A 20,387-nucleotide genomic window follows, 5' to 3' on the forward strand; every position below is an offset into this window, starting at 1 on the left:
GAAGCCTGACCGGAAAGTGAAGACGCATGTCTGTAATTCTTGTTGCCGATGATGACCGTGGAATCCGTACCGTCCTCAGCCAGGCCCTGACCCGGGCCGGGCACGAGGTGCGCAGCACCGGAACCGCCTCGACCTTGTGGACGTGGGTGGCGGACGGGCAGGGGGATCTGGTCATCACCGATGTGGTCATGCCCGATGAAAACGGCCTGGACCTGATTCCCCGGATCAAGAAAATCCGCCCCGACCTGCGCATCGTGGTCATGAGCGCCCAGAATACCTTGCTGACGGCGGTCAAGGCGACCGAGCGCGGCGCGTTTGAGTACCTGCCCAAGCCCTTTGACCTGAACGAGGTGGTCAACGTCGTGCGCCGGGCCCTGTCGCTGCCCAAGGGGGCGGCGGTGGGCGCCGATCCCGACGAGGTCGAGGAGGAGGAACGCCTGCCCCTGATCGGGCGCTCGCCCGCCATGCAGGAAACCTACCGGACCTTGGCGCGGTTGATGAACACCGACCTCACGGTGATGATCAACGGGGAGTCGGGCACGGGCAAGGAACTGGTGGCCCGGGCCCTGCACGACTACGGCAAGCGGCGCAACGGGCCGTTCGTCGCCGTCAACATGGCCGCCATCCCCCGCGATCTGATCGAAAGCGAGCTGTTCGGCCATGAACGGGGTGCGTTCACCGGCGCCCACACCCGCGTGCCCGGGCGCTTCGAGCAGGCCGACGGCGGGACCTTGTTCCTGGACGAAATCGGCGACATGCCCCTTGAGGCGCAAACCCGTCTGCTGCGCGTCTTGCAGGAAAGTGAATACACGAGCGTGGGCGGACAGCGGGCCATCCGGGTCAACCTGCGCATCGTTGCCGCCACGCACCGCGACCTGCGCCAGTTGATCAATCAGGGCCTGTTTCGCGAGGACCTCTACTATCGCCTGAACGTGGTGCCCCTGCGCCTGCCCCCCTTGCGCGAACGCACCGAGGACATCCCCGAGCTGATCCGCCATTTCTTTGCCCAGGCGGCGGGCAGCGAGGGGCTGCCGGTCAAGATCCTGGAGCCGGCGGCGATCGAACGCCTCAAGCGTCACCGCTGGCCTGGCAACGTGCGCGAGCTGGAAAACCTGGTGCGGCGCCTGGCGGCCTTGTACTCCCAGGAAGTGATCGGGGTGGACGTGATCGAGGCCGAGCTGTCCCAGGCCACCCCGGCCCCGGGCAGCGACGACGAAGCCACCGCCGAGGGACTTTCGGCCATGGTCGAACGTCATTTGCGCCACTATTTCGCGGCCCATGGCGACGCCCTGCCTCCGCCGGGCCTGCACGACCGTATCACCCGCGAAATGGAACGGCCCTTGATCGCCCTGTGCCTGGAAGCAACCCGGGGCAACCAGATCAAGGCGGCTCATCTTCTCGGGCTGAACCGGAATACGTTGCGCAAGAAAATCCGGGACCTGGATATCCAGGTGGTTCGGGGCATGAAAGGGTAGCACACGGCTCCGGGCGATGGTTTTTCAAGGCTTGGCTTCGGGCCCGGGGTTGCCCTACACTTGTCTTGTGCTTGACCCATGGGCACGCAGATCTTGAACAAACACAAGGGAGGTTCGGATCCCTACCCCGGACAAAAGCGAGCCGGCCTCGAAGCGCCGGCGCCGCTTGCGCCTGAAGCGCCGGCTGCAGCGTCTGGCCGTGTGGGCCAGGCGCAAGCATCTGGGGCGCCGCCTTGCCCTGGTGCTGTTCCTGGCGGCGCTGGCCAGCGGGGGAGGGACCTTCTACTTTCTGTCCACCCCCGAGCCCACCTCGATCACCCTGCTGACCTTGCTGAACCTGGACCTGGTTATTTTCCTGATACTGGGGGTCCTGGTGGTCCGGGCCGGCGTGCGGCTGTGGAGCGAACGGCGCACCGGGGCGGCGGGCTCGCGTTTGCATGTGCGCGTGACGGTGCTGTTCAGCGCGGTGGCCATCGTGCCGGCCATCGTGCTCGCGGTGTTTTCCGCCCTGGTCTTCCAGGTGGGGTTTGAAAGCTGGTTCGACGACAAGGTGTCGACGGCCGTCGAGGAATCCCAGGAGGTTGCCGAGGCTTTCTTGAAGGCCCACATGAATGCCATCGCCGGCGATGCCGCGTTGATGGCCAATGACCTCAACCGGGCCTGGCGGCGGCTTCCCAATCAACAGGTGCTCAACCAGTTCCTGGGCACGCAGTCGGTGTTGCGCAACCTGTCGGAAGTCGTGGTTTTCACCGGGGATGGCACGGTGATCGGGCGGGCGGGCTACACGATTTCGCTGCGCTTCGAGCAGGTGCCTTCGTTCCTGATCGAACAGGCGAACAAGGGCGAGGTGGTGGTGCTGCCGGGGCAGGCCAATGACCGGGTGCGGGCCCTGGTCGAGCTGGCCCAGCCTTCCACCTATTTATATGTCGGGCGCTTTGTCGATCCCACGGTCAGCGATCACATCGAAAAGGCCGACGCGGCCGTGCGCGAGTACATGACCTTCAAGGACCAGAGCGCGCAGCTGCAAATCCTCTATTTTCTCAGCACCGTGGTGGTGTCGCTGCTTTTGCTGCTGGGGGCGATGTGGGTGGGCATGAGCATCGCCAACCGGCTGGCCCGTCCGATCATGCAACTGATCGACGCGGCCGAGAAGGTGCGCGAGGGCAATCTGGCGGTCCGGGTGCCGGAAATCATCGCCAGCGACGAGGTGGCCTTGCTGGGCCGGGCCTTCAACCGCATGACCGTGCGCCTGGAAAGCCAGCACCGGCGCCTGATGGCCGCCTACGAGGAACTGGACGAGCGCCGGCGCTTCACCGAAACCGTGCTGGCCGGGGTTTCGGCCGGGGTGATCGGGGTGGATGCCGCCGGGCGCATCAATTTGCCCAATCCGTCGGCCAAGGCCTTGCTGGACGAAGACCTGGACTTGTGGATCGGCCATCCGATCGGCGCCATTCTGCCCGCTTTCGGGGACCTGCTGAACGACGCGGGGCAGCGCCCCGACCGTCCGGTGGAACAGGAAATCGAGGTGACCACCGCCACCCGGCGCCACGCCACCTTGCTGGTGCGGGTGGCGGCCGAGCACGCCGACAGCGGGGTGACCGGGTTTGTCTTCACCTTCGACGACATCACCGAACTGCAGGCCGCGCAGCGCAAGGCGGCATGGGCCGACGTGGCCCGGCGCATTGCCCACGAGATCCGCAACCCCCTGACCCCCATTCAGCTGTCGGCCGAACGCCTGAAGCGCAAGTACCTGCGCCAGATCACCGAGGATCCGGAAACCTTCGCGCGATGCACCGACATCATTGTCCGCCATGTCAGCGACATCGGCCAGATGGTGGATGAATTCAGCGCCTTTGCCCGCATGCCCGCCCCCGAAATTCGCACGGCCGACCTGGTGGACATCGTGTCACAGGCCGTTTTCCTTCAGCACACCGCCTATGGCCGCATCAGTTTTGAAACGGAATTGCCCGATACCCCGGTCTGGGTGGCCTGCGACAGCCGCCAGATCACCCAGGCGCTGACCAATCTCCTGAAAAACGCGGTCGAGGCCATCGAGGGACGCGACCGTCCGGCCGAGGGCGGGCCGCCGCTGGTGCCGGGGGTGGTGCGGGTCCTGCTGAGTGTTTCGGGGGACTGGGCGACGGTCATCTTGATCGACAACGGGCGTGGTCTTCCTCCCGACATGGAGCCGCACCGTCTGACCGAACCGTATGTTACCACCCGCTCGAAGGGAACCGGGCTGGGCCTTGCCATTGTGAAGAAAATCCTGGAAGACCATGGAGGAGATCTGATACTGGAGAACGCTCCCGGGGGCGGCGCCGCCATCGCGATGACCTTGCCGTTGTCGCGGTCCTTGCCGCCAGAAACCGTTCCGTCCGCCCCGCCCGCCGTCTCGTCCGAGAGAGGGCCGGAGGCTGCTTCCGTGTCCGCGCAAACCCTGTCCGTCCATGGCCCATGATATTCTGATCGTCGACGACGAGGAAGACATCCGAATGATGCTGGCCGGCATCCTGGAGGACGAGGGGTTCGAAACCCGCGAGGCCCTGGACGCCGATTCCTGCCTGCGCGCCATCGACGAGCGCGTGCCCTCGGTCGTCGTCCTGGACATCTGGATGCAAGGCAGCCGTCTGGACGGGCTGGAGGTGCTGAAGCTCCTCAAGCGCGATTTCCCGCTGCTGCCCGTGGTCATGATCAGCGGCCACGGCACCATCGAAACGGCGGTGAGCGCCATCAAGCAAGGCGCCTTTGATTTCATCGAAAAGCCCTTCAAGGCCGATCGCCTGTTGCTGATCGTGCAGCGCGCCATCGAAACCGCCCGGCTCAAGCGGGAAAACGCCGAATTGCGCCTGCGCGCCGGACCGGAAACGTCGCTGATCGGCACCTCGGCGGCCATGCAGCAGGTGATCCAGACCGTCAACAAGGTGGCGCCCACGGGCTCGCGGGTGCTGGTGTCCGGGGGACCGGGCACGGGCAAGGAAGTGGTGGCGCGCATGATCCATGCCCGCTCGCCCCGGGCCGCCAGCCCCCTGGTCGTGGTCAACTGCGCGGCCATGCACCCCGACCGCATGGAAGCCGAGCTGCTGGGCACCGAGTGGGGCGACGGCGACGGCCCGCGCAAGATCGGCTTGTTCGAGCAGGCCGACGGCGGCACCTTGCTGCTTGACGAGGTTGCCGACATGCCCCTGGAAACCCAGGGCAAGATCGTGCGCATCTTGCAAGACCAGACCTTCGAGCGCCTGGGCGGCGGGCGGCGGGTCCGGGTCGATGTGCGCGTGATCGCGAGCACCAACCGGGATTTGCAGCGCGAAATCAACGAAGGGCGTTTTCGCGAGGATCTGTTCTACCGCCTGAACGTGGTGCCCTTGCGCCTGCCGGCCTTGCGCGAGCGCCGCGAGGATATCGGGCTCCTGGCCACCCACTTCATGGAGCGGGCCGCCTCGGCCGCGGGACTGGTGCCGCGGCCCCTGGGCGAGGATGCCCTGGCCGCCATGCAGGCCTATGACTGGCCGGGCAATGTGAGGCAGTTGCGCAACGTCATGGACTGGCTGATCATCATGGCGCCCGGGGATCCGCGCGAGCCGGTGCGGGCCGACATGCTGCCGGTCGAGATCACCGCCGTGGCCCCGGATTCCCTGCGCCTGGACCGTTCGGGCGAGATCATGGCCTTGCCCCTGCGCGAGGCACGCGAGATGTTCGAGCGGGATTACCTGATTGCCCAGGTCACCCGCTTTGGCGGCAATGTGTCGCGCACGGCTGAATTCATCGGCATGGAGCGCTCGGCGCTGCATCGTAAACTCAAGACCCTGGGGGTTGCCGGAATCGACCGGCCCCGGGGATAGGGCACGGGACCGGCGGGCCCTTTGGCTCGGCCCGTCCTCCCCTATATAATGGTATCTCTTGTCGTCCGATCGACCCCGCCTTATCGAACCAGGGATCGGGAAGGCCCATGGATCCCGGCGGGGGTCTCCTCTCATCCGGATAAAGGGCGTGCGGTACCTGCGCGCGCGTCTTGTGGACGGGCCCGGCACGGCCCGGGGCCCAAGGATCCGAAAAAAAGGGCAGGGAAAGGAAAGCGATGAAGGTCATCATCTGCGGCGCGGGTCAGGTGGGGTTTTCCATCGGGCGTTATCTGGCGGCCGAGAACAACGACGTGACCATCATCGACCAGCGCGCGGACCTGATCCGCAGCGTGACCGACGCCTTGGACGTTCAGGCAATCGTCGGCCACGCCTCGCTGCCCACGGTCCTGGAGCAGGCGGGGGCCGAGGACGCGGACATGCTGATCGCGGTGACCCACGCCGATGAGGTCAACATGGTCGCCTGCCAGGTGGCGCACTCGTTGTTCAACGTGCCCACCAAGATGGCGCGCGTGCGCAACCAGAGCTACCTTCAGCCGCATTGGGCCAATCTCTTCTCGCGCGAGAACATGCCCATTGACGTGATCATCAGCCCGGAAATCGAGGTTGCCCGGGCGGTGACCCGGCGCCTGCTGGTGCCCGGGGCCATGGATGTCATTCCCCTGGCCAACGACCGGGTGCGCCTGATGGGGGTTCGGTGCACGGAGCGTACCCCGGTGGTGCACACACCCTTGCGCCAGCTCACCCAGCTGTTTCCCGATCTCAACATCGTGGTCGTGGGCATCGTGCGCAACGACCGCGCCAACGTGCCCAGCGCCGACGACCAGATGCTGCCGGGCGACGAGGTTTACTTCGTGGTGGCCTCGGACCGGACCGAGCGCGCCTTGTCCGCCTTTGGCCACGAGGAGGGCGCGGCCCGGCGCATCCTGATCCTGGGCGGCGGCAACATTGGCCTGTTCTTGGCCCAGGCCCTGGAGCGGGACTTTCCCCAGGTTGCCGCCAAGGTGATCGAGATCAACCGCGAGCGCTCGCACCTGGTGGCCAGCACGCTGACCGGTCGCACCACGGTTCTGGTGGGCGACGGCCTGGATCCCGAGCTTCTGGAGGAAGCCGGGGTCGGACAGACCGAAGCGGTCATCGCGGTGACCAACGAGGACGAAACCAACGTGCTGGCCTCGCTCCTGGCCAAGCGCTATGGCTGCCAGCGCGCCATTACCCTGATCAACAAAAGCACCTACAATACCCTGGTCAGCTCGCTGGGGGTCGATGTGGTGGTCAATCCCCGGGCCATCACGGTTTCCAAGATCCTGCAGCACGTGCGCCGGGGGCGTATCCACTCGGTGCATTCCCTGCATGAAGGGTTTGGCGAACTGATCGAAGCCGACGCCTTGGAAACATCCCCCCTGGTTGGCAAGCCGCTCAAGGACATCAACCTGCCCACGGGGGTGCTTCTGGGCGCCGTGGTGCGCGGCGACGCGGTGATCAGTCCGCGCGGCAACACGGTTGTCCAGGCCGGGGACCGCATCATTTTGTTCGCCACGGCGGCGGCCATCAAAAAGGTGGAAAAGCTGTTTTCGGTTCGCCTGGAATTTTTCTAAAAAACAGGACCTCGCCGCTCTCCAGCGGAGCGGGGGCGGGGCGAACCATCCGGGTCCGTGGTTCGTAAGGATGTGTCGGGATCACGAATCGAAGCGCGACGGCGAGGGAACCCGGTTGCCCGAACGCTTCACCGTCAGGTCACAAGAGGAGTCCGCGCCCATGTCGCGCATTGCCTATGTCAATGGCCAGTACGTGCCGCACGGCCAGGCCATGGTTCACGTGGAGGATCGGGGCTACCAGTTTTCCGATGGCGTCTACGAGGTCATGGCCATCTACAAGGGGCGTCCCGTTGATGCCGAAGGGCACTGGATGCGCCTGGAACGCTCGTTGGCCGAACTGGAAATCGACGCGCCCATGAGCAGGGCCGCCCTTGACTTCATCGCGCGCCAGGTGGTTTTCCGCAATCGCATCACCAATGGCACCGTGTACGTCCAGGTCACCCGGGGGGTGGCGCCGCGCAACCACCTCTTCCCCCCCGACGGCACGCCGCCGGCCCTGGTCATGACCGCGCGCGCCGGCCTGGGGCCGCGTCCCGAGGTGGCCGAACGCGGGGTGTCGGTGGTCAGCCAGCCCGATATCCGCTGGGGCCGGCGCGACATCAAGTCGGTTTCCCTGCTCCCCAACGTGCTGGCCAAGGAAAAGGCCCACGAACTGGGAGGCTTCGAGGCGCTGCTGGTGGACGCCAACGGCCTGGTCAGCGAGTGTTCCTCGGCCAACGCCTGGATCGTTTCGGCGGCCGGCGCCCTGGTGACGCGCCCCCTGGGGCAGGACATCCTGCCCGGCATTACCCGTCATCGCTTGCGCGACCTCGCGGTTGAACGCGGCTATCCGGTCGAGGAGCGTTCCTTCACCCTCGACGAAGCGAAGACGGCGCGGGAAGTCTTCCTGACCTCGACCAGCTCGTTTTGCATGCCGGTGGTCCGGGTGGACGACGCGGTGATTGGCGACGGCCGGCCGGGCCCCCTGGCCAAGGCCCTGCGCGCCTGTTACATTGAATACCTCGATTCCCTCAGCGGACCGAAGTGGTATGGTCACTGAGCCCCCGGCTGGGGTGTTGGAGAAGCCCAAGGCGATCTTGTTCGATTGGGATAACACCTTGGTGGACAGCTGGCCGTGCATCCACGATGCCCTCAACACCACCTTGGTGGCGATGGGGCAGGCCGCATGGTCGCTGGAGGAAACCCGGGAACGGGTGGGCCTTTCGATGCGCGATGCCTTCCCGCAGCTGTTCAAGGACCGCTGGGAGGAGGCGCGCGACATCTTTTTCGCCCGCTTCAAGGCCATCCACCTGGAGCGCCTGGCTTTGACTCCCAACGCCCGGGCGTTGCTGGAAACCCTGGCCGGGCAGGGCGTGCGCCTGGCCGTGGTTTCCAACAAAACCGGTGATTTCCTGCGGATCGAGGCGGCCCAGCTGGGCCTGACCTCCGTGTTCGATGCCCTGGTGGGGGCCGGCGACGCGCCCCGCGACAAACCGGCGCCCGATCCCGGGTACATGGCCCTGGCGCCCTCGGGGCTTGCCCCCGGGCCGACGGTCTGGTTCGTGGGCGACAGCGACGTGGACCTGGCGTGCGCGGCGGCCCTGGGCTGCACGGGAATCCTCGTGCGTCCCGAGCCGCCCCGTCCGGGTGAGTTTGCCGATACCCCTCCTCATGCGCATGTGAATGGGTGCGGGGCGTTGCGGGCCCTGCTCGATCGTCTGGGCACGGGGGAACCGCTCCCGTCCTCTTCTTCTCCCGATCGGTGAGAGTGTTTTGAAGGGGGGACGGGCGAGGAGGTTGATCCTTTTTTCCCGCCGGCCCCTGGACCGGAACCGTTTGCAAACCAGTCAAACGGTGATACCACAGGGACCGGCGGCTTTTGCCGCATTGCGACAATCCCGGAGGGGGAACCCCCTTGGGACAATAACGAGAGCATGAGAGGGCGTTCCATGCCGGCCGAAAAAAACCAGAATGTTCAGGATGTGTTTCTGAACCATATCCGCAAGAATAAGGCTCCGGTCACCATATTCCTGGTCAATGGTGTCAAACTTCAGGGAATCGTGACCTGGTTTGATAATTTTTCTTTGTTGCTGCGCCGCGACGGGCACACTCAGCTTGTCTACAAACATGCTATTTCAACCATCATGCCATCGGCTCCGGTGCAGTTGTTTGAACCTACCCGGGACGAGGCCGAGGCCGGGGTCTGATCCGGGTGTCTCATCCAGCCTTTGAATATGAAGGACCGCCGCCCGCCATGCGGGCGGTCGTCGTTCACCCTTATCCCCGCAAGGCTCCGCCCGGGCGACGCGCGCCCGAGGAACGCCTCGCGGAGGCGGCCGCCCTGGCGCTGGCCATCAATCTGGAAATTGTCGCAACCGAGCTGGTCCCCCTGACCCGGATCGTGCCCGCCACCTGCCTGGGCGGTGGCGCGGTCGAGCGCCTGCGTGAACGGGTCGAGGCCGACGAAATCGGGCTGGTGGTGGTCGATACCCAGCTTTCTCCCGTCCAGCAGCGCAATCTGGAGCGGGAATGGTCGTGCAAGGTGATCGACCGCACCGGCCTGATTTTGGAAATTTTTGGCGAACGGGCCCGCACCGCCGAAGGCAAGTTGCAAGTTGAACTGGCACATCTCTCCTATCAACGCTCGCGGCTTGTGCGCAGCTGGACGCACCTGGAACGCCAGCGCGGGGGGGGTGGCTTCCTGGGTGGCCCCGGAGAAACCCAGATCGAGCTGGACCGGCGCCTGATCGACGAGCGCATCGTCCGCTTGAAACGCGAACTGGAAGAAGTCCGCCGCACCCGGGGCCTGCATCGCGCCGCGCGCCAGCGGGTGCCCTATCCCGTGGTCGCCCTGGTTGGCTATACCAATGCCGGCAAATCGACCTTGTTCAATCGCCTGACCGAGGGCGGGGTCCTGGCCAAGGATATGCTTTTCGCTACCTTGGACCCCACCATGCGGGCCCTGGATCTGCCGTCCGGGCGTCGGGTGATCTTGTCGGACACGGTGGGATTCGTTTCCGACCTGCCGCACGAACTGGTGGCGGCGTTCCGCGCGACCTTGGAAGAGGTGCAAGCCGCCGACGTCATTGTTCATGTTCGGGATGGCTCGGGATCCGACACCGAAGCCCAGAAGGCCGACGTCGAAGCGGTTCTGCGCGGCATGGATCTGGATGCTTCGGTCGAGCGCGGTCTGATCGAGGCCATTAACAAAATCGATCGGCTTGGGCCCGAGGCGCGGGCCGCCATGTGGGACTCGGTGCGGGCGACCCCCGACTGTGTCCTGCTTTCCGCCGTGAGCGGGGAGGGGGTCGAGGCTCTGCTGGCCCGAATCGACGCCCGCCTGGCCGAGGCCCGCGTGGAAGTGGATGTCGCGATTGCGCTGGAAGACGGGGCAACCCTGGCCTGGCTCTATCGCAAGGGCGAAGTTCTGGCGCGCCGGGACGACGAAACCCGGGCCCATGTGCGCGTGCGTCTGGATCCGGCCGACGTCGGCCGGCTGCCGCCTGGCTGCCGCGTTTGACTTCCCTTCGACGGACCGGAAAAGCGCTGGGGCCGGAAGCCCCGGCCCCTTTCGGCTACAAGGCCGGGGGCGGAAGCGACTATTTACCTAGGATTGCTTTATCTAAAAATATCGCTTTTGAGACATTTCTTGATTCCATATCATGAGTGTGACGTTTTCCGTCATATCCATATCGTGTATGCACGGACGTTTTGATTGTTTTTATATAAAAAATCCCTAAAGAATAGTCCCCACTACGCCCCAACAAGGAACGATCCCCTTTTTGTTTTCCGGAACGGCCATCGCGCCGCCCTTCGCATGCATTCCCCTGCGGACACGACGGGAAAAACAAAAACGGCCTTACCACCAGGAAGCGTTCCGCCCATGCAGGGAAGGGAAGGAAAGGGGGCCGGGTCCTGGCGCCTTTCGATCATGGTTTCATCCAAGTCCGGCAGGCCAGCGCTTCTTCAAGCGCCCCGCCCCTTTGACGAGAAAAAGCAGGACCGGAAAACCGCACGTCCAGCTGGTGCGCAAAGGCGGCAAAGCGCTTCAAGGGGTGTTTTCGGGATAGTAGAGATCTTTTATTAACGGACGTCAAGATAGGATCAAAAAGCGGAGGGTTTCACCAGAACGGGAAGGGGGCATCAATGGCTTCAAAAGAAAGTCAGATGCGCTGGCGCCAGAAAAACCACGCGATCAAACGACAGCTGAACGTCATGGCGCGCACATTTGTGCATGATTCCTTGTCCCATCTTGCCGAACGCGAGGGGTTGCGAGGCAAGGGGGAGGCGGTGACATTTGCAACCTTCATGCTCATGGCTCTGGAACAGCATGCCGCCCTGAATCAAGACGTGCGCCGTCTGCTCGATCTGTACCGATCGGTCTACCAGCGCGACCGGGATCTTTATTCCCCCTGATCAGAGTGAGACCCGAAAAGGGGCTCTGGTCGAAAAAAGGGGAGGGGAGGGCAGCCGGGAAAGGGGGGGGAACCCCTTCCCGTCTGCCCAATCCGTGCCGGACGGAACAAGAAGACGGAACAACAAGGGCGGCCAAGACCAGACCGCCTTTCCGGTCGGGATGGCCAGGAGCTTCCCGAACCTGGGTTTCCTGGATCTCCGGTCTCGGAAACCCACATCGGAAACCACATGTGCAGGCGTCTCATCGGCGGCCAGAGGCGACGGGGGCGCGTTCTTGCTCCCTGGACCAGGCAACAAGCGGGATCCCTCGATTCCGCCGGACTGGTCTGTTCCGTGAAAAGAACGGATGACACGAAGTCGTCGCCGAACCGCCGTTTGTGGCCACGGGCCACGGAACGGGTCGCTTTCCTCTGCATGCCGTGTTGCGGGGTTGGTTTTCCAGCCAACGCCTGTCTGCCGTCGTTTCTGCCGTTGCCCTCCTTCGAAAAACCTGCATCTACCATGGTAGGCGATCGGGAGGGATTCGGTGCCGCCGACGCATGCATTTGCCATGGTAGTTATATGCGGGCCTTTTGATCGGCCTTCGCCGGCGCCGAAGGCTTTGGTATTCATAATATACATTATGCGACAACGTGACGCCCCCCGGAAAACGGCACGACACGCCTTTTCAAGGCCTTGGCCCGTGCCCTGAGGAAAAAGACGCGCGCCCTATGCTTCGTCAGAGTGAACGAGGTAAAATGGCGCGATTGGCTGTTGGATCCCCGGGGGAAGCCCGGAACCGTCTTTCTTGCCCAAGGCTGTAAATCGGGAGAACAGGCCTGCATGTCGGTCCGCGTCGTTTATGTGGATGCACACGATCGCATTCAAGGCGGAGAAGACGTGCTGTCTTCCCCGTCATGGCTTGGCCCTCTTGTGCCTGGATCCCGGCTGGGGGCAGCGTCGGCGGGCCTGGATGATCCCGGGTTTGCCGAGGCCTGCGCCTGGGTTCGCGAAACCGGCCAGACCAGCGCGCGCCTGGTTCGGGCGGCCGACGAAAGCGAGACCTGGGTGCAGGTGGTGATCGCTCCCCTCCCCTTTCTCCCCGGCGGGCTTACGGTGACGTTCACCCCCGGCGTGGCGCCGAACGCCGAAACGGAGCGGCTGGCCGGATACCTGGATGCGATCCCGGAAAGCCTGGTCGTCGTCACCAATGAAGGGCGCATTGTTTACGTCAATCAGCCCTGGATTGAATTTGGGTGCGCCAACGGTGGGTCGAAGGATCTGGATTGGCGCGGCATTAACTACCTGGAGGTCTGCAAGTCGGTCAAGGGAGTCGATCAAAACGACGCCGACCACGTGCGCGACGGTCTGCGGGCGGTTCTGGAGGGCCGGCTTTCCTATTTTGAATGGGAATACCCCTGCCATTCGCCCACCGAGGAACGCTGGTTCCTGATGCAGGCCACACCGTTGCGGCGTGGTTCCCAAGGGGTGGTGATCTCTCACTTGAACATCACCTCGCGCATCCTGGCGGAAAAACGGGCGCAGCTGGCCGATACGGTTTTGGAAGCGAGCGGCGAAGCGGTTCTGGTCACCACCGCCGATGAACGCATCATCCGGGTTAATCCCGCGTTCACCGCCCTGACCGGCTTCACGCCCGAGGAAGTGGTGGGCGAGACACCTCGCGTTTTGTCTTCGGGATATCACGACAAGGATTTTTACCGGGATTTCTGGAATACGCTAAAAAACAGAGGTTTCTGGCATGGTGAAATGTGGAACAAGAGAAAATCAGGGGAAGTTTATCCTGAGCTTATCACCATTAACGAGGTCAGGGATAAATCAGATGATCTCGTTTATTATGTCGGCCTTTTCTCTGATATCTCCACGCTCAAGGCCAAGGAAACACAATTAAAATCCATCAACGATGAGCTGGAGCAGTTTGCCTACGCGATTTCCCATGATTTACGCCAGCCCTTGCGCATGGTGAAATCGTATCTCCAGCTTCTTGTGCGTCGGATGGGGCATGGCCTGGGAACCGAGGCCGGTGAATTCGTGCGGGAAGCCACCCAGGGCGCCGACCGCATGGACCGCCTGATCGAGGATCTCCTGGATTACGCCCGCTGTGGCCGGGAGATGGGCACGCCGGCGGTGGTTGCCTTGGAAACCGTGCTGACGGGGGTGGCGGGGGTGCTGGCTCCGGCCCTGGCCGAGATCGACGCGCAGCTTTTCATTCGCAGGCCCCTGCCCTGCATCTGGGGCAATGAATCGGCGTTCGAACGGGTTTTTCAGAATCTGGTCGGCAACGCCGTGAAGTACCGCGACCGCGACCGCCCCTTGAAGATCGACATCAAGTGCGTGGTAAGCCAGGGCATGGCCGTGGTTTCCGTGCGGGACAACGGCATCGGCATCGACGCCGCCGACCGCAAGAAAGTTTTTTCGATGTTTTATCGCCTGCAAGCCGGCGCCGCGCGGGCCGCCGGAGCCGGAATGGGCCTCGCCGTTTGCAAGAAACTGATCGAACAGCAATCCGGTTCGATCGAAGTGAGAGGCAACGAAGACGGGCCGGGATGCACCTTCGTGGTTTCGCTGCCGCTTGCCGCCGGCCTGGGATGGGGCCAGGCGGGCGCGGCGTGAGAGCAACGCGCGCCGGTGCTTTTTTGTTTTCTACTCGAAGGTATATCCCCCGAGGTCGCACAGATCCAGGGCATGCTCTTCTTGCGCGCTTTGATCCTCGAAAACCCCTCGAACATCATAATCGCAAACCGGGGCTCCCCCCTTGATGACAACGGGGGCTTCCGTTCCGGCCCCGGGCAGCAGGCTGCCTTCAAGGAGATTATCACCCCAGGCACCACTGCCCACCGGCGCCACCCGAACCTCGATCAGATCCAGGGGGGTCGCGTTGGTCACGGTGATTTCCAGATCGTCCGGGTTCAGGGCGTCGGGCTCCTGACCATCGGGGGGCGCGGCCCCAAGCGGGCCGATCCCGACCCAGAGAATCAAGGCCAAAACACCCGGCACGCGCATAGCAAGGGATGGCATCATGATGACAACGGCCTTTGTGGCGCCAAGGAAGAAAATAAAGAAACCGGAAGGCCCTCTGTCGAGGGGCTTGGCCTTGTTTAAACCGGGATCGTTAAAACTCGGTATCCGCCCCGGGGCTGACACAGGCGGTCGGGTCCCTTCCTTTCCAACGCTCTGTTGCGCGGCAAAGAAACCCTGGAATCTGTCCGTTTCACGTTGAAGCGGACAGACCCTGGATTCCTTTGCCCGGGTTTATCGTTTCAAGAAAAGCGAGCCCCCTTTTCCGTGGCGAACGCTGAATCAAGGGTTCTTGGATCCCCTTTTCATCCGCGATAGGCCAGGCGCACGGAGCCCCAATGCTCGCCCCCCACCATGATGGGCATGTCCACTTCCTTGAGATAGACGATCTTGCCGCCCCCCATGTTGCGCTCATAGGTCTGGAAGAACATCGGTTCCCGGTTGTGGGCGGCGAGCAGGCCCGCCCGGTCGTCGAAAATGCGCCGGTTGCGGCTGTTGGCGGTGTTCCAGACAGGATCACCGGGCCGTTGCGGCTTGCTGTACACGCTGTTGTGCGTGGGAATATAGGCGTTGCGATCGCACACGCAGCAAAACACGATATCCTCGCCCCGGGTCAAGGTTCCGTCCAGGAGATCGGGCAACACCCGATCGGTGAACGAGCAGAACCGGGTGGTGACCTGGGGCGGATCGCTCCCTGGCACCGCCTGGTAGGCCTCGTCGAAAAGATCGTCGCGGTCCAGGGTCTTGCGGGCCAGCCCTTCCTCGAAGCGACGGATCACCTCGGCCGCGACCTCGCGCCCCAGGGCGGCCATGCGCTCGTCGCGGGTTTTGATCACCTGAAGCGCCTGGCCCAGGTCCTGGCGTTGCGCCGGGGTCAGGCTGGTGAACTGCACATGCGTGGCCGCGCCCGAGGGCATCAGAACCCGGCATTCAATGAGGCCCAGCGAAGAAAGCGGAGCGATCTCCAGGGCCAGGATCGTGCCCATGGGCCAGGCCTTGACCTCGTGCGTGTTGGGGGGACGAATCAAGGCGCCGGCGGTGGACAAATCGATGACCATCACCGGCAAGGCGTCGGTATCGAGCGGAGCACCTCCCCCGATCCGGGCCGGCATGGCGACGGGGACCCGGACATGGGCCCCGTGCACGGTCGAGGTGCGCACGATCCCCTGGATCCGGTCGCGCATTTGCAGCATGTCCTGGTTCAAGGCCGCCGACATGTCTTCCAGAACCTCGGAGCTGCCGTTGTTGGCCTCGGCCTGGCGCGCGACATCGCGCATGCGCTCGGCCACCGTGCCGGCTCCCCTCGCCGCGCCCGCCATGCAGGCCGCGACTTCCTCGGCGGCGGCCCGCTGCTCGCGGGCGGCCTGCGCGATGTCGGAGGCGGCCCGCTCCATGTCGGCGATCGAGCCCGAAACCTCGGCGATACGCTCGGCGGTGGACAAGGTTCCCTGGCGGATTTCCGAAGCCCGGGCCGACACATCGCCGATGCTGGCGTCGGTCTGCGTGGCCAGGCTTTTGACTTCCTGGGCCACCACCGCGAACCCCTTGCCCGCTTCCCCGGCCCGGGCGGCCTCGATGGTGGCGTTCAGGGACAACAGTTTGGTCTGGGCGGCGATGGTACGGATCAGTTGCACCACGTCGGCGATCTGGTTGGCCGCCTCGCTGAGGCCCGACACGGTATCCGAAGCGCGGTGGGCGCTTTCCAGCATCCGTTGCGAGGCTTCCGACGAGGCGTCGATCTGGACCCCGATCGCGCTGCCCAACGTTTGCATCTGGCTGGCCGCCGAGGCGATGACCTGAATTTCCGAGGCAACCTCGGTGGCCGTCCGGGCCAGATCCGCGGCGATGTGGTCCAGTTCCTGGGAGCGCATCGCAACCTGACGGGCAATCTGGTTGAAACGCGCCGACTTATGGGCAATTTCACCCACGGTGCTGATCGCCTCGCGTTCCAGCATGTCGGAAATGGTAAGAATTTCACTTTCGAACAGGGACGCCACTCCCCGGTGCTCGTAGGCACTGACCGACTGCCCCAGGTCGAAAAACAGCATGCGCAAAACCGCGTCCATCGCCGTGCGCGCCTCGGCCGGACGGCGGGTCCGTTCCAGGAGAGCTCCCAGGAATAATTCCGCCTGGACAAGGGCCGCGCCGATGAACCATTCGGTTCCCAAGCCAATGCGTTCATGCACGCGCCCGATGTGCTGGGCGCGCTCGCGTTGCTCCGGCCCCACGGGATCGGAAAACAGGGCCTGCCAGTGGTCCTGCTGGATTTTCATCAGGCGTTCGAGCCCACCGGCCTTTTCGATCTTGGCCGCCATGGTGGGGTTTTCCTGCAAGCGGCGGTAAAACGACTGAGCCAGCCCTTCCAGGCGGGGTTCCAGGGATCGGCCAATTTCCTTGAGCGTCCGGACGACATTCTGGTCCAACCCGTGAAACTCGCGAAGGGCCTCGTATTCGTCGTCCCCGTCCAGGTGGCCAAATCCATTCGTCACGGTGATCGCCTCCCCCATTGATGGAGTCCCTCCCAGATTTTCATTATTTGTTGGAAACATTCCCGATTCGGGTCGGGTTCAGAAGTGGGCGGTCAAGTGTCCGTTGGGTGACACGAACATCCCACCCCCGTCCATGATGATGGGAGGGGGGGAGAACGGCAACAAGAAGACAGGGCCAAAAATGAAGAAGCGGTGCGCCCGGACCCTTTTGGAAAGGAAAGCCGGGAGCACCGCTTGAGGATTTGGGCCTTCAATGAGGCAATTTGGACGGGTGTGCCGTCGGCTTGTTGACGAGAAAAGGAGGCGCTACAGGTAGTGTGCGCGAATCGGCGCGAACCCATTGAAGCCCACCGACGCATAGGTGGTGGTGTAGGCTCCGGCCGACAACAGGCGCAGGCGGTCGCCGGCCTTCAGCGACAAGGGCAGTCGACAGCCGCTCTTGTCGTACAGGATATCGACGCTGTCGCAGGTCGGTCCGGCCAGGATCACCGGCCCTTCCGGATCGCCGTCGCGGCTGGTGACGATGGGATAGCGGATCGCTTCGCCCTCGGTCTCGGCCAGGCCATTGAAGCGCCCGGCATCAATGTACACCCAACGCCGATCGTCGGCGTCGTCCTTGCGCGACACCAAGACCACCTCGGTTTCCAGGATGCCGGCGTTGCCGCCCATGTACCGGCCGGGTTCGACGATCAGACGCGGGGTCTGCCCCCCGAACAGACGCTCGACGGCGGCCATCACCCGGGTGCCGTAGGCGTTCACATCCATGACCGGCGCGCCGTAGGGCGTGGGCAGTCCGCCGCCCAGATTGACCATGCCCAGGCTCACGCCGTCGGCGGCCAGGGCCGTGAACAGGTCGGCCACCTGCGCCAGCGCCACGTCCCACTGGCCGGGATCGTTTTGCTGCGAGCCGACATGGAACGACACCCCATGCGCGTCGAGCCCCAGGCGGTCGGCCTTGCGCAGCAGGTCGCGGGCCATGGTCGCCGAACACCCGAACTTGCGCGAGAGCGGCCACTGGGCGCCCTTGTTGTCCACGAACAGGCGGCAGAACACCTGCGAGCCCGGCGCGTGGCGGGCGATCTTTTCCAGCTCTTCCTCGGCGTCGAAGGCAAACAGACGCACGCCCCGCTCGTAGGCGGCGGCGATGTCGCGGGCCTTCTTGATGGTATTGCCAAACGACAGGCGCGCGGGATCGGCCCCGACATCAAGGCACATGTCGATTTCCGGCAGGCTCGCGGTATCGAAGCTGGAGCCCAGCCCCACCAGGCGGGCCAGCAGCGGCAAGGCGGGGTTGGCCTTGACCGCGTAGTAGACCTCGGCGGCGGGCAAGGCGCCGCGCAGGCGACGATAGTTGTCCTCGATCACGTCGAGATCAACCACCAGGCAGGGCGTTTCCGGCTCCTGGGCCAGGAAAGCCGCCATTTTTTCGGTCATTCCCGGGGCCACCCACTGGGGCGGCGCCGACACCAGGGACAAGGTCGGGGCCGCGCAACGTTCGTCGCTCAGCGCGGTGGGTTCGACCAGGGCGCCGGGGAGCGGCGCGCAGCACGACGGGACCGCCACGGACGGCGGTTCGACACGCAAGGCATGGGAACGCATCGGACTCTCCACTAGGGAAGCCCGGTCTCCGGTCGCCGGCCCCAAGCAGGGAGCACCGGTCGGCGCGAGAGGTGCCGGAAGAGCAATAAGGGAAGAAGCGGCGGACAGGGTGGACCGCATGGCCCCCCTGCACCGGGGTCGCTCAACGAAAACAGAACGACGCGAGACGCGCGCGACCGCGAACGGTCGCTTACATCATGCCGCGCTTGTGCTCGGAAAGATTGGCGTGACCAGCCTTGAAGGCCTGGCGGAACACCGGCACCGCTTTTTCGGGCTGGGCGTTGCCGCACATGAACAGGTCAAGTGCCGCGTATCCACACTCCGGCCAGGTGTGGATGCTGATGTGCGATTCCGCGAGAACCGCCACCCCCGACACCCCGCCATTGGGCGAAAAATGGTGCAGGTGGATATGCAGCAAGGTCGCCTCGGCCACCTCGACGGCTTCGCGCATGGTACGTTCGATGAGATCAATATCATCCAGGCCGGTGGCATGCCACAGGTCCAAGATGAGATGTCTACCCGCGAATGTCAGGCCATTTTCGGAAATAAAATGGTCTAACCTCTCATCGCTCAAGGGAACGGCGTCGGAGACGACCTTGAGGGAGACGGACGGAACGGATCTTACCTCTGCTCGGGCTTCGCGGGCCTCTGCTTCAGTATTCACCGCCAATTGGGGGGATGCATTACGCATGATACCGATCCCTCTAACCAGCGTTGAACCCGAAGGGTCTTGTTTCGTGCGGAACAAGCCTCGTGATTGGTTGAACTAAAAACAAACGCACCCCCCAATGATCATCCCGGGTCAGGTGCGCTGTCTACGGACGGGGACCTTACCCCTTTTTGAGAGCGACGCAAGGCCTTTTGAGACCTTGAGGGAAATTGTCATGAAGAGAACCCGTCTTGCGTTCCGGCCTCACCCCATGCTCAAGGACGCGTGCGGGGTTGCGCCGGACCGCCGCTTGGGGTTTCCTCCCCCTTGGATGGGCCCTCACGGGCCGGGCTTTTGACGATTCCCGCTTTACCCGCCCGTTTTTCGGGTCCTTCCGGTTTTCCCTTCCTTCCTGGCATCGAGAACAAGGACAGCCCGCGCCATGACCGACGACTGGCAAAACGAAACCCTCCATCCCTCCTGGCGCCAAGGCTTCAAGGTCACCCGCGTGCTGTACCGCGAAAAGACCGATGTGCAGGACCTGGTGATTTTCGAGAACCCCACCTTCGGGCGGGTCATGATGCTGGACGGCGTCACCCAGCTGACCGAGCGCGACGAATTCGTCTACCACGAGATGATGGCCCACGTGCCCTTGTTCGGCCACGGGGCCGCGCGCCGGGTGCTGATCATCGGCGGCGGCGACGGGGGCACCTTGCGCGAGGTTTTGCGCCATGCCTCGGTCGAGGAAGCCACCATGGTGGAAATCGATCGCGCCGTGGTCGATCGCGGCCTGGAATACATGCCCATGGTCAGCGCGGGGGCCTTCGACGATCCGCGTACCCGTCTGATCATCGCGGATGGCATTCGCCACGTCGCCGAAACCGACCAGCGCTACGACGTGATCCTGGTCGATTCCACCGATCCCGCCGGCCCCGCCGAGGGGCTGTTCACCGCGTCGTTCTACGCCGGATGCAAGCGCTGCCTGACCCCCGGGGGAATCCTGGTGGTCCAGGCCGGGGTGCCCTTTGTCCAGCCCGGGGAACTGGGGCGGGTTCAGGCCAACATGCGCGAAAGTTTTGCCCACGCCAGCGCCTATGTCCTGGGCGTGCCCACCTACGTGGGGGGCGTGATGACCCTGGGCTGGGCCAGCGACGACGACACCCGGCGCGTGCCGCCGGCCGAGGTCCTGACCCGGCGCGTCGAGGCCGCCGGACTGACCTGCCGCTACTATACGCCCGCCTTGCACGCGGCCGCCTTCGCCCTGCCCGCCTACATCACCACCCCGGGCCCCACCCTGGCCCCGTAAAGCA

Annotated in this window: 15 protein-coding genes; 11 read left to right on the plus strand and 4 right to left on the minus strand. The window is 64.2% G+C overall.

Annotation, left to right across the window (positions count from 1 at the left end; translation table 11 throughout):
• Positions 1-26: 26 nt before the first annotated feature.
• The 10 genes from ntrC (at position 27) to ROR02_RS00250 (ending at position 13,935) form a co-directional block, all read left to right on the plus strand.
• Entirely contained in the window at positions 27-1,475 is a 1,449-nt protein-coding gene (ntrC, locus tag ROR02_RS00205) for a nitrogen regulation protein NR(I) (protein WP_147161983.1), read from the plus strand.
• Positions 1,476-1,641: 166 nt separating this feature from the next.
• Complete coding sequence (locus tag ROR02_RS00210; RefSeq protein WP_246135319.1) at positions 1,642-3,933, plus strand: sensor histidine kinase NtrY-like; 2,292 nt, start codon at positions 1,642-1,644, stop codon at positions 3,931-3,933.
• Positions 3,923-5,314: a nitrogen assimilation response regulator NtrX gene (gene ntrX / locus ROR02_RS00215; protein ID WP_147161985.1), complete on the plus strand. Its 1,392-nt coding sequence runs from the start codon at positions 3,923-3,925 to the stop codon at positions 5,312-5,314. The genes ROR02_RS00210 and ntrX overlap by 11 nt, the downstream gene beginning before the upstream one ends.
• 236 nt (positions 5,315-5,550) lie before the next feature.
• Positions 5,551-6,930 (plus strand): Trk system potassium transporter TrkA, encoded by a 1,380-nt coding sequence (gene trkA / locus ROR02_RS00220; RefSeq protein WP_147161986.1) that lies wholly within the window; start codon positions 5,551-5,553, stop codon positions 6,928-6,930.
• 160 nt (positions 6,931-7,090) lie between these two features.
• A complete protein-coding gene (locus ROR02_RS00225) occupies positions 7,091-7,969 on the plus strand; it encodes a D-amino-acid transaminase (protein WP_147161987.1) in 879 nt (292 codons plus the stop codon).
• Positions 7,959-8,675, plus strand: a complete 717-nt coding sequence (locus ROR02_RS00230) for an HAD family hydrolase (RefSeq protein WP_147161988.1) — start codon at positions 7,959-7,961, stop codon at positions 8,673-8,675. The genes ROR02_RS00225 and ROR02_RS00230 overlap by 11 nt, the downstream gene beginning before the upstream one ends.
• Before the next feature lie 183 nt (positions 8,676-8,858).
• Positions 8,859-9,116, plus strand: a complete 258-nt coding sequence (gene hfq, locus ROR02_RS00235; protein WP_147161989.1) for an RNA chaperone Hfq — start codon at positions 8,859-8,861, stop codon at positions 9,114-9,116.
• Between the two features lie 47 nt (positions 9,117-9,163).
• On the plus strand, positions 9,164-10,429 hold the full coding sequence (gene hflX, locus ROR02_RS00240; RefSeq protein ID WP_147161990.1) for a GTPase HflX: 1,266 nt from the start codon (positions 9,164-9,166) through the stop codon (positions 10,427-10,429).
• A gap of 626 nt (positions 10,430-11,055) precedes the next feature.
• Positions 11,056-11,325 (plus strand): hypothetical protein, encoded by a 270-nt coding sequence (locus tag ROR02_RS00245; RefSeq protein WP_147161991.1) that lies wholly within the window; start codon positions 11,056-11,058, stop codon positions 11,323-11,325.
• Positions 11,326-12,147: 822 nt separating this feature from the next.
• On the plus strand, positions 12,148-13,935 hold the full coding sequence (locus tag ROR02_RS00250) for a PAS domain-containing sensor histidine kinase (protein WP_147161992.1): 1,788 nt from the start codon (positions 12,148-12,150) through the stop codon (positions 13,933-13,935).
• Between the two features lie 30 nt (positions 13,936-13,965).
• On the opposite strand, the gene ROR02_RS00255 is transcribed toward ROR02_RS00250, so the two are convergent.
• From ROR02_RS00255 to speD, 4 genes are all read right to left on the minus strand, one after another.
• A complete protein-coding gene (locus ROR02_RS00255) occupies positions 13,966-14,343 on the minus strand; it encodes a hypothetical protein (protein WP_147161993.1) in 378 nt (125 codons plus the stop codon).
• 302 nt (positions 14,344-14,645) lie between these two features.
• The gene (locus tag ROR02_RS00260; RefSeq protein ID WP_170244890.1) at positions 14,646-16,847 is read right to left on the minus strand and encodes a methyl-accepting chemotaxis protein; all 2,202 of its coding nucleotides are present in this window, start codon (positions 16,845-16,847) and stop codon (positions 14,646-14,648) included.
• Between the two features lie 288 nt (positions 16,848-17,135).
• On the minus strand, positions 17,136-18,263 hold the full coding sequence (locus ROR02_RS00265) for a type III PLP-dependent enzyme (RefSeq protein ID WP_147162020.1): 1,128 nt from the start codon (positions 18,261-18,263) through the stop codon (positions 17,136-17,138).
• Positions 18,264-18,618: 355 nt separating this feature from the next.
• Complete coding sequence (gene speD, locus ROR02_RS17610; protein ID WP_147161995.1) at positions 18,619-19,119, minus strand: adenosylmethionine decarboxylase; 501 nt, start codon at positions 19,117-19,119, stop codon at positions 18,619-18,621.
• Between the two features lie 400 nt (positions 19,120-19,519).
• On the opposite strand from speD, the gene speE reads away from it, so the two are divergent.
• The gene (gene speE, locus ROR02_RS00275; protein ID WP_147161996.1) at positions 19,520-20,383 is read left to right on the plus strand and encodes a polyamine aminopropyltransferase; all 864 of its coding nucleotides are present in this window, start codon (positions 19,520-19,522) and stop codon (positions 20,381-20,383) included.
• The last annotated feature ends 4 nt before the right edge of the window (positions 20,384-20,387 follow it).

The organism is Pararhodospirillum oryzae (genome assembly GCF_007992075.1).
Taxonomy (GTDB): domain Bacteria; phylum Pseudomonadota; class Alphaproteobacteria; order Rhodospirillales; family Rhodospirillaceae; genus Pararhodospirillum; species Pararhodospirillum oryzae.

What these genes read in the sequence shown, in the direction of transcription:
- ROR02_RS00225 (WP_147161987.1), top strand. Translation starts at nt 7,091, where the DNA reads ATGTCGCGCATTGCCTATGTCAATGGCCAGTACGTGCCGCACGGCCAG.
- ROR02_RS00260 (WP_170244890.1), bottom strand. Translation starts at nt 16,847, where the DNA reads ATGGGGGAGGCGATCACCGTGACGAATGGATTTGGCCACCTGGACGGG.
- hflX (WP_147161990.1), top strand. Translation starts at nt 9,164, where the DNA reads ATGCGGGCGGTCGTCGTTCACCCTTATCCCCGCAAGGCTCCGCCCGGG.
- hfq (WP_147161989.1), top strand. Translation starts at nt 8,859, where the DNA reads ATGCCGGCCGAAAAAAACCAGAATGTTCAGGATGTGTTTCTGAACCAT.
- ROR02_RS00230 (WP_147161988.1), top strand. Translation starts at nt 7,959, where the DNA reads ATGGTCACTGAGCCCCCGGCTGGGGTGTTGGAGAAGCCCAAGGCGATC.
- trkA (WP_147161986.1), top strand. Translation starts at nt 5,551, where the DNA reads ATGAAGGTCATCATCTGCGGCGCGGGTCAGGTGGGGTTTTCCATCGGG.
- speD (WP_147161995.1), bottom strand. Translation starts at nt 19,119, where the DNA reads ATGCGTAATGCATCCCCCCAATTGGCGGTGAATACTGAAGCAGAGGCC.
- ntrX (WP_147161985.1), top strand. Translation starts at nt 3,923, where the DNA reads ATGGCCCATGATATTCTGATCGTCGACGACGAGGAAGACATCCGAATG.
- speE (WP_147161996.1), top strand. Translation starts at nt 19,520, where the DNA reads ATGACCGACGACTGGCAAAACGAAACCCTCCATCCCTCCTGGCGCCAA.
- ntrC (WP_147161983.1), top strand. Translation starts at nt 27, where the DNA reads ATGTCTGTAATTCTTGTTGCCGATGATGACCGTGGAATCCGTACCGTC.
- ROR02_RS00255 (WP_147161993.1), bottom strand. Translation starts at nt 14,343, where the DNA reads ATGATGCCATCCCTTGCTATGCGCGTGCCGGGTGTTTTGGCCTTGATT.
- ROR02_RS00265 (WP_147162020.1), bottom strand. Translation starts at nt 18,263, where the DNA reads ATGACCGAAAAAATGGCGGCTTTCCTGGCCCAGGAGCCGGAAACGCCC.
- ROR02_RS00245 (WP_147161991.1), top strand. Translation starts at nt 11,056, where the DNA reads ATGGCTTCAAAAGAAAGTCAGATGCGCTGGCGCCAGAAAAACCACGCG.
- ROR02_RS00250 (WP_147161992.1), top strand. Translation starts at nt 12,148, where the DNA reads ATGTCGGTCCGCGTCGTTTATGTGGATGCACACGATCGCATTCAAGGC.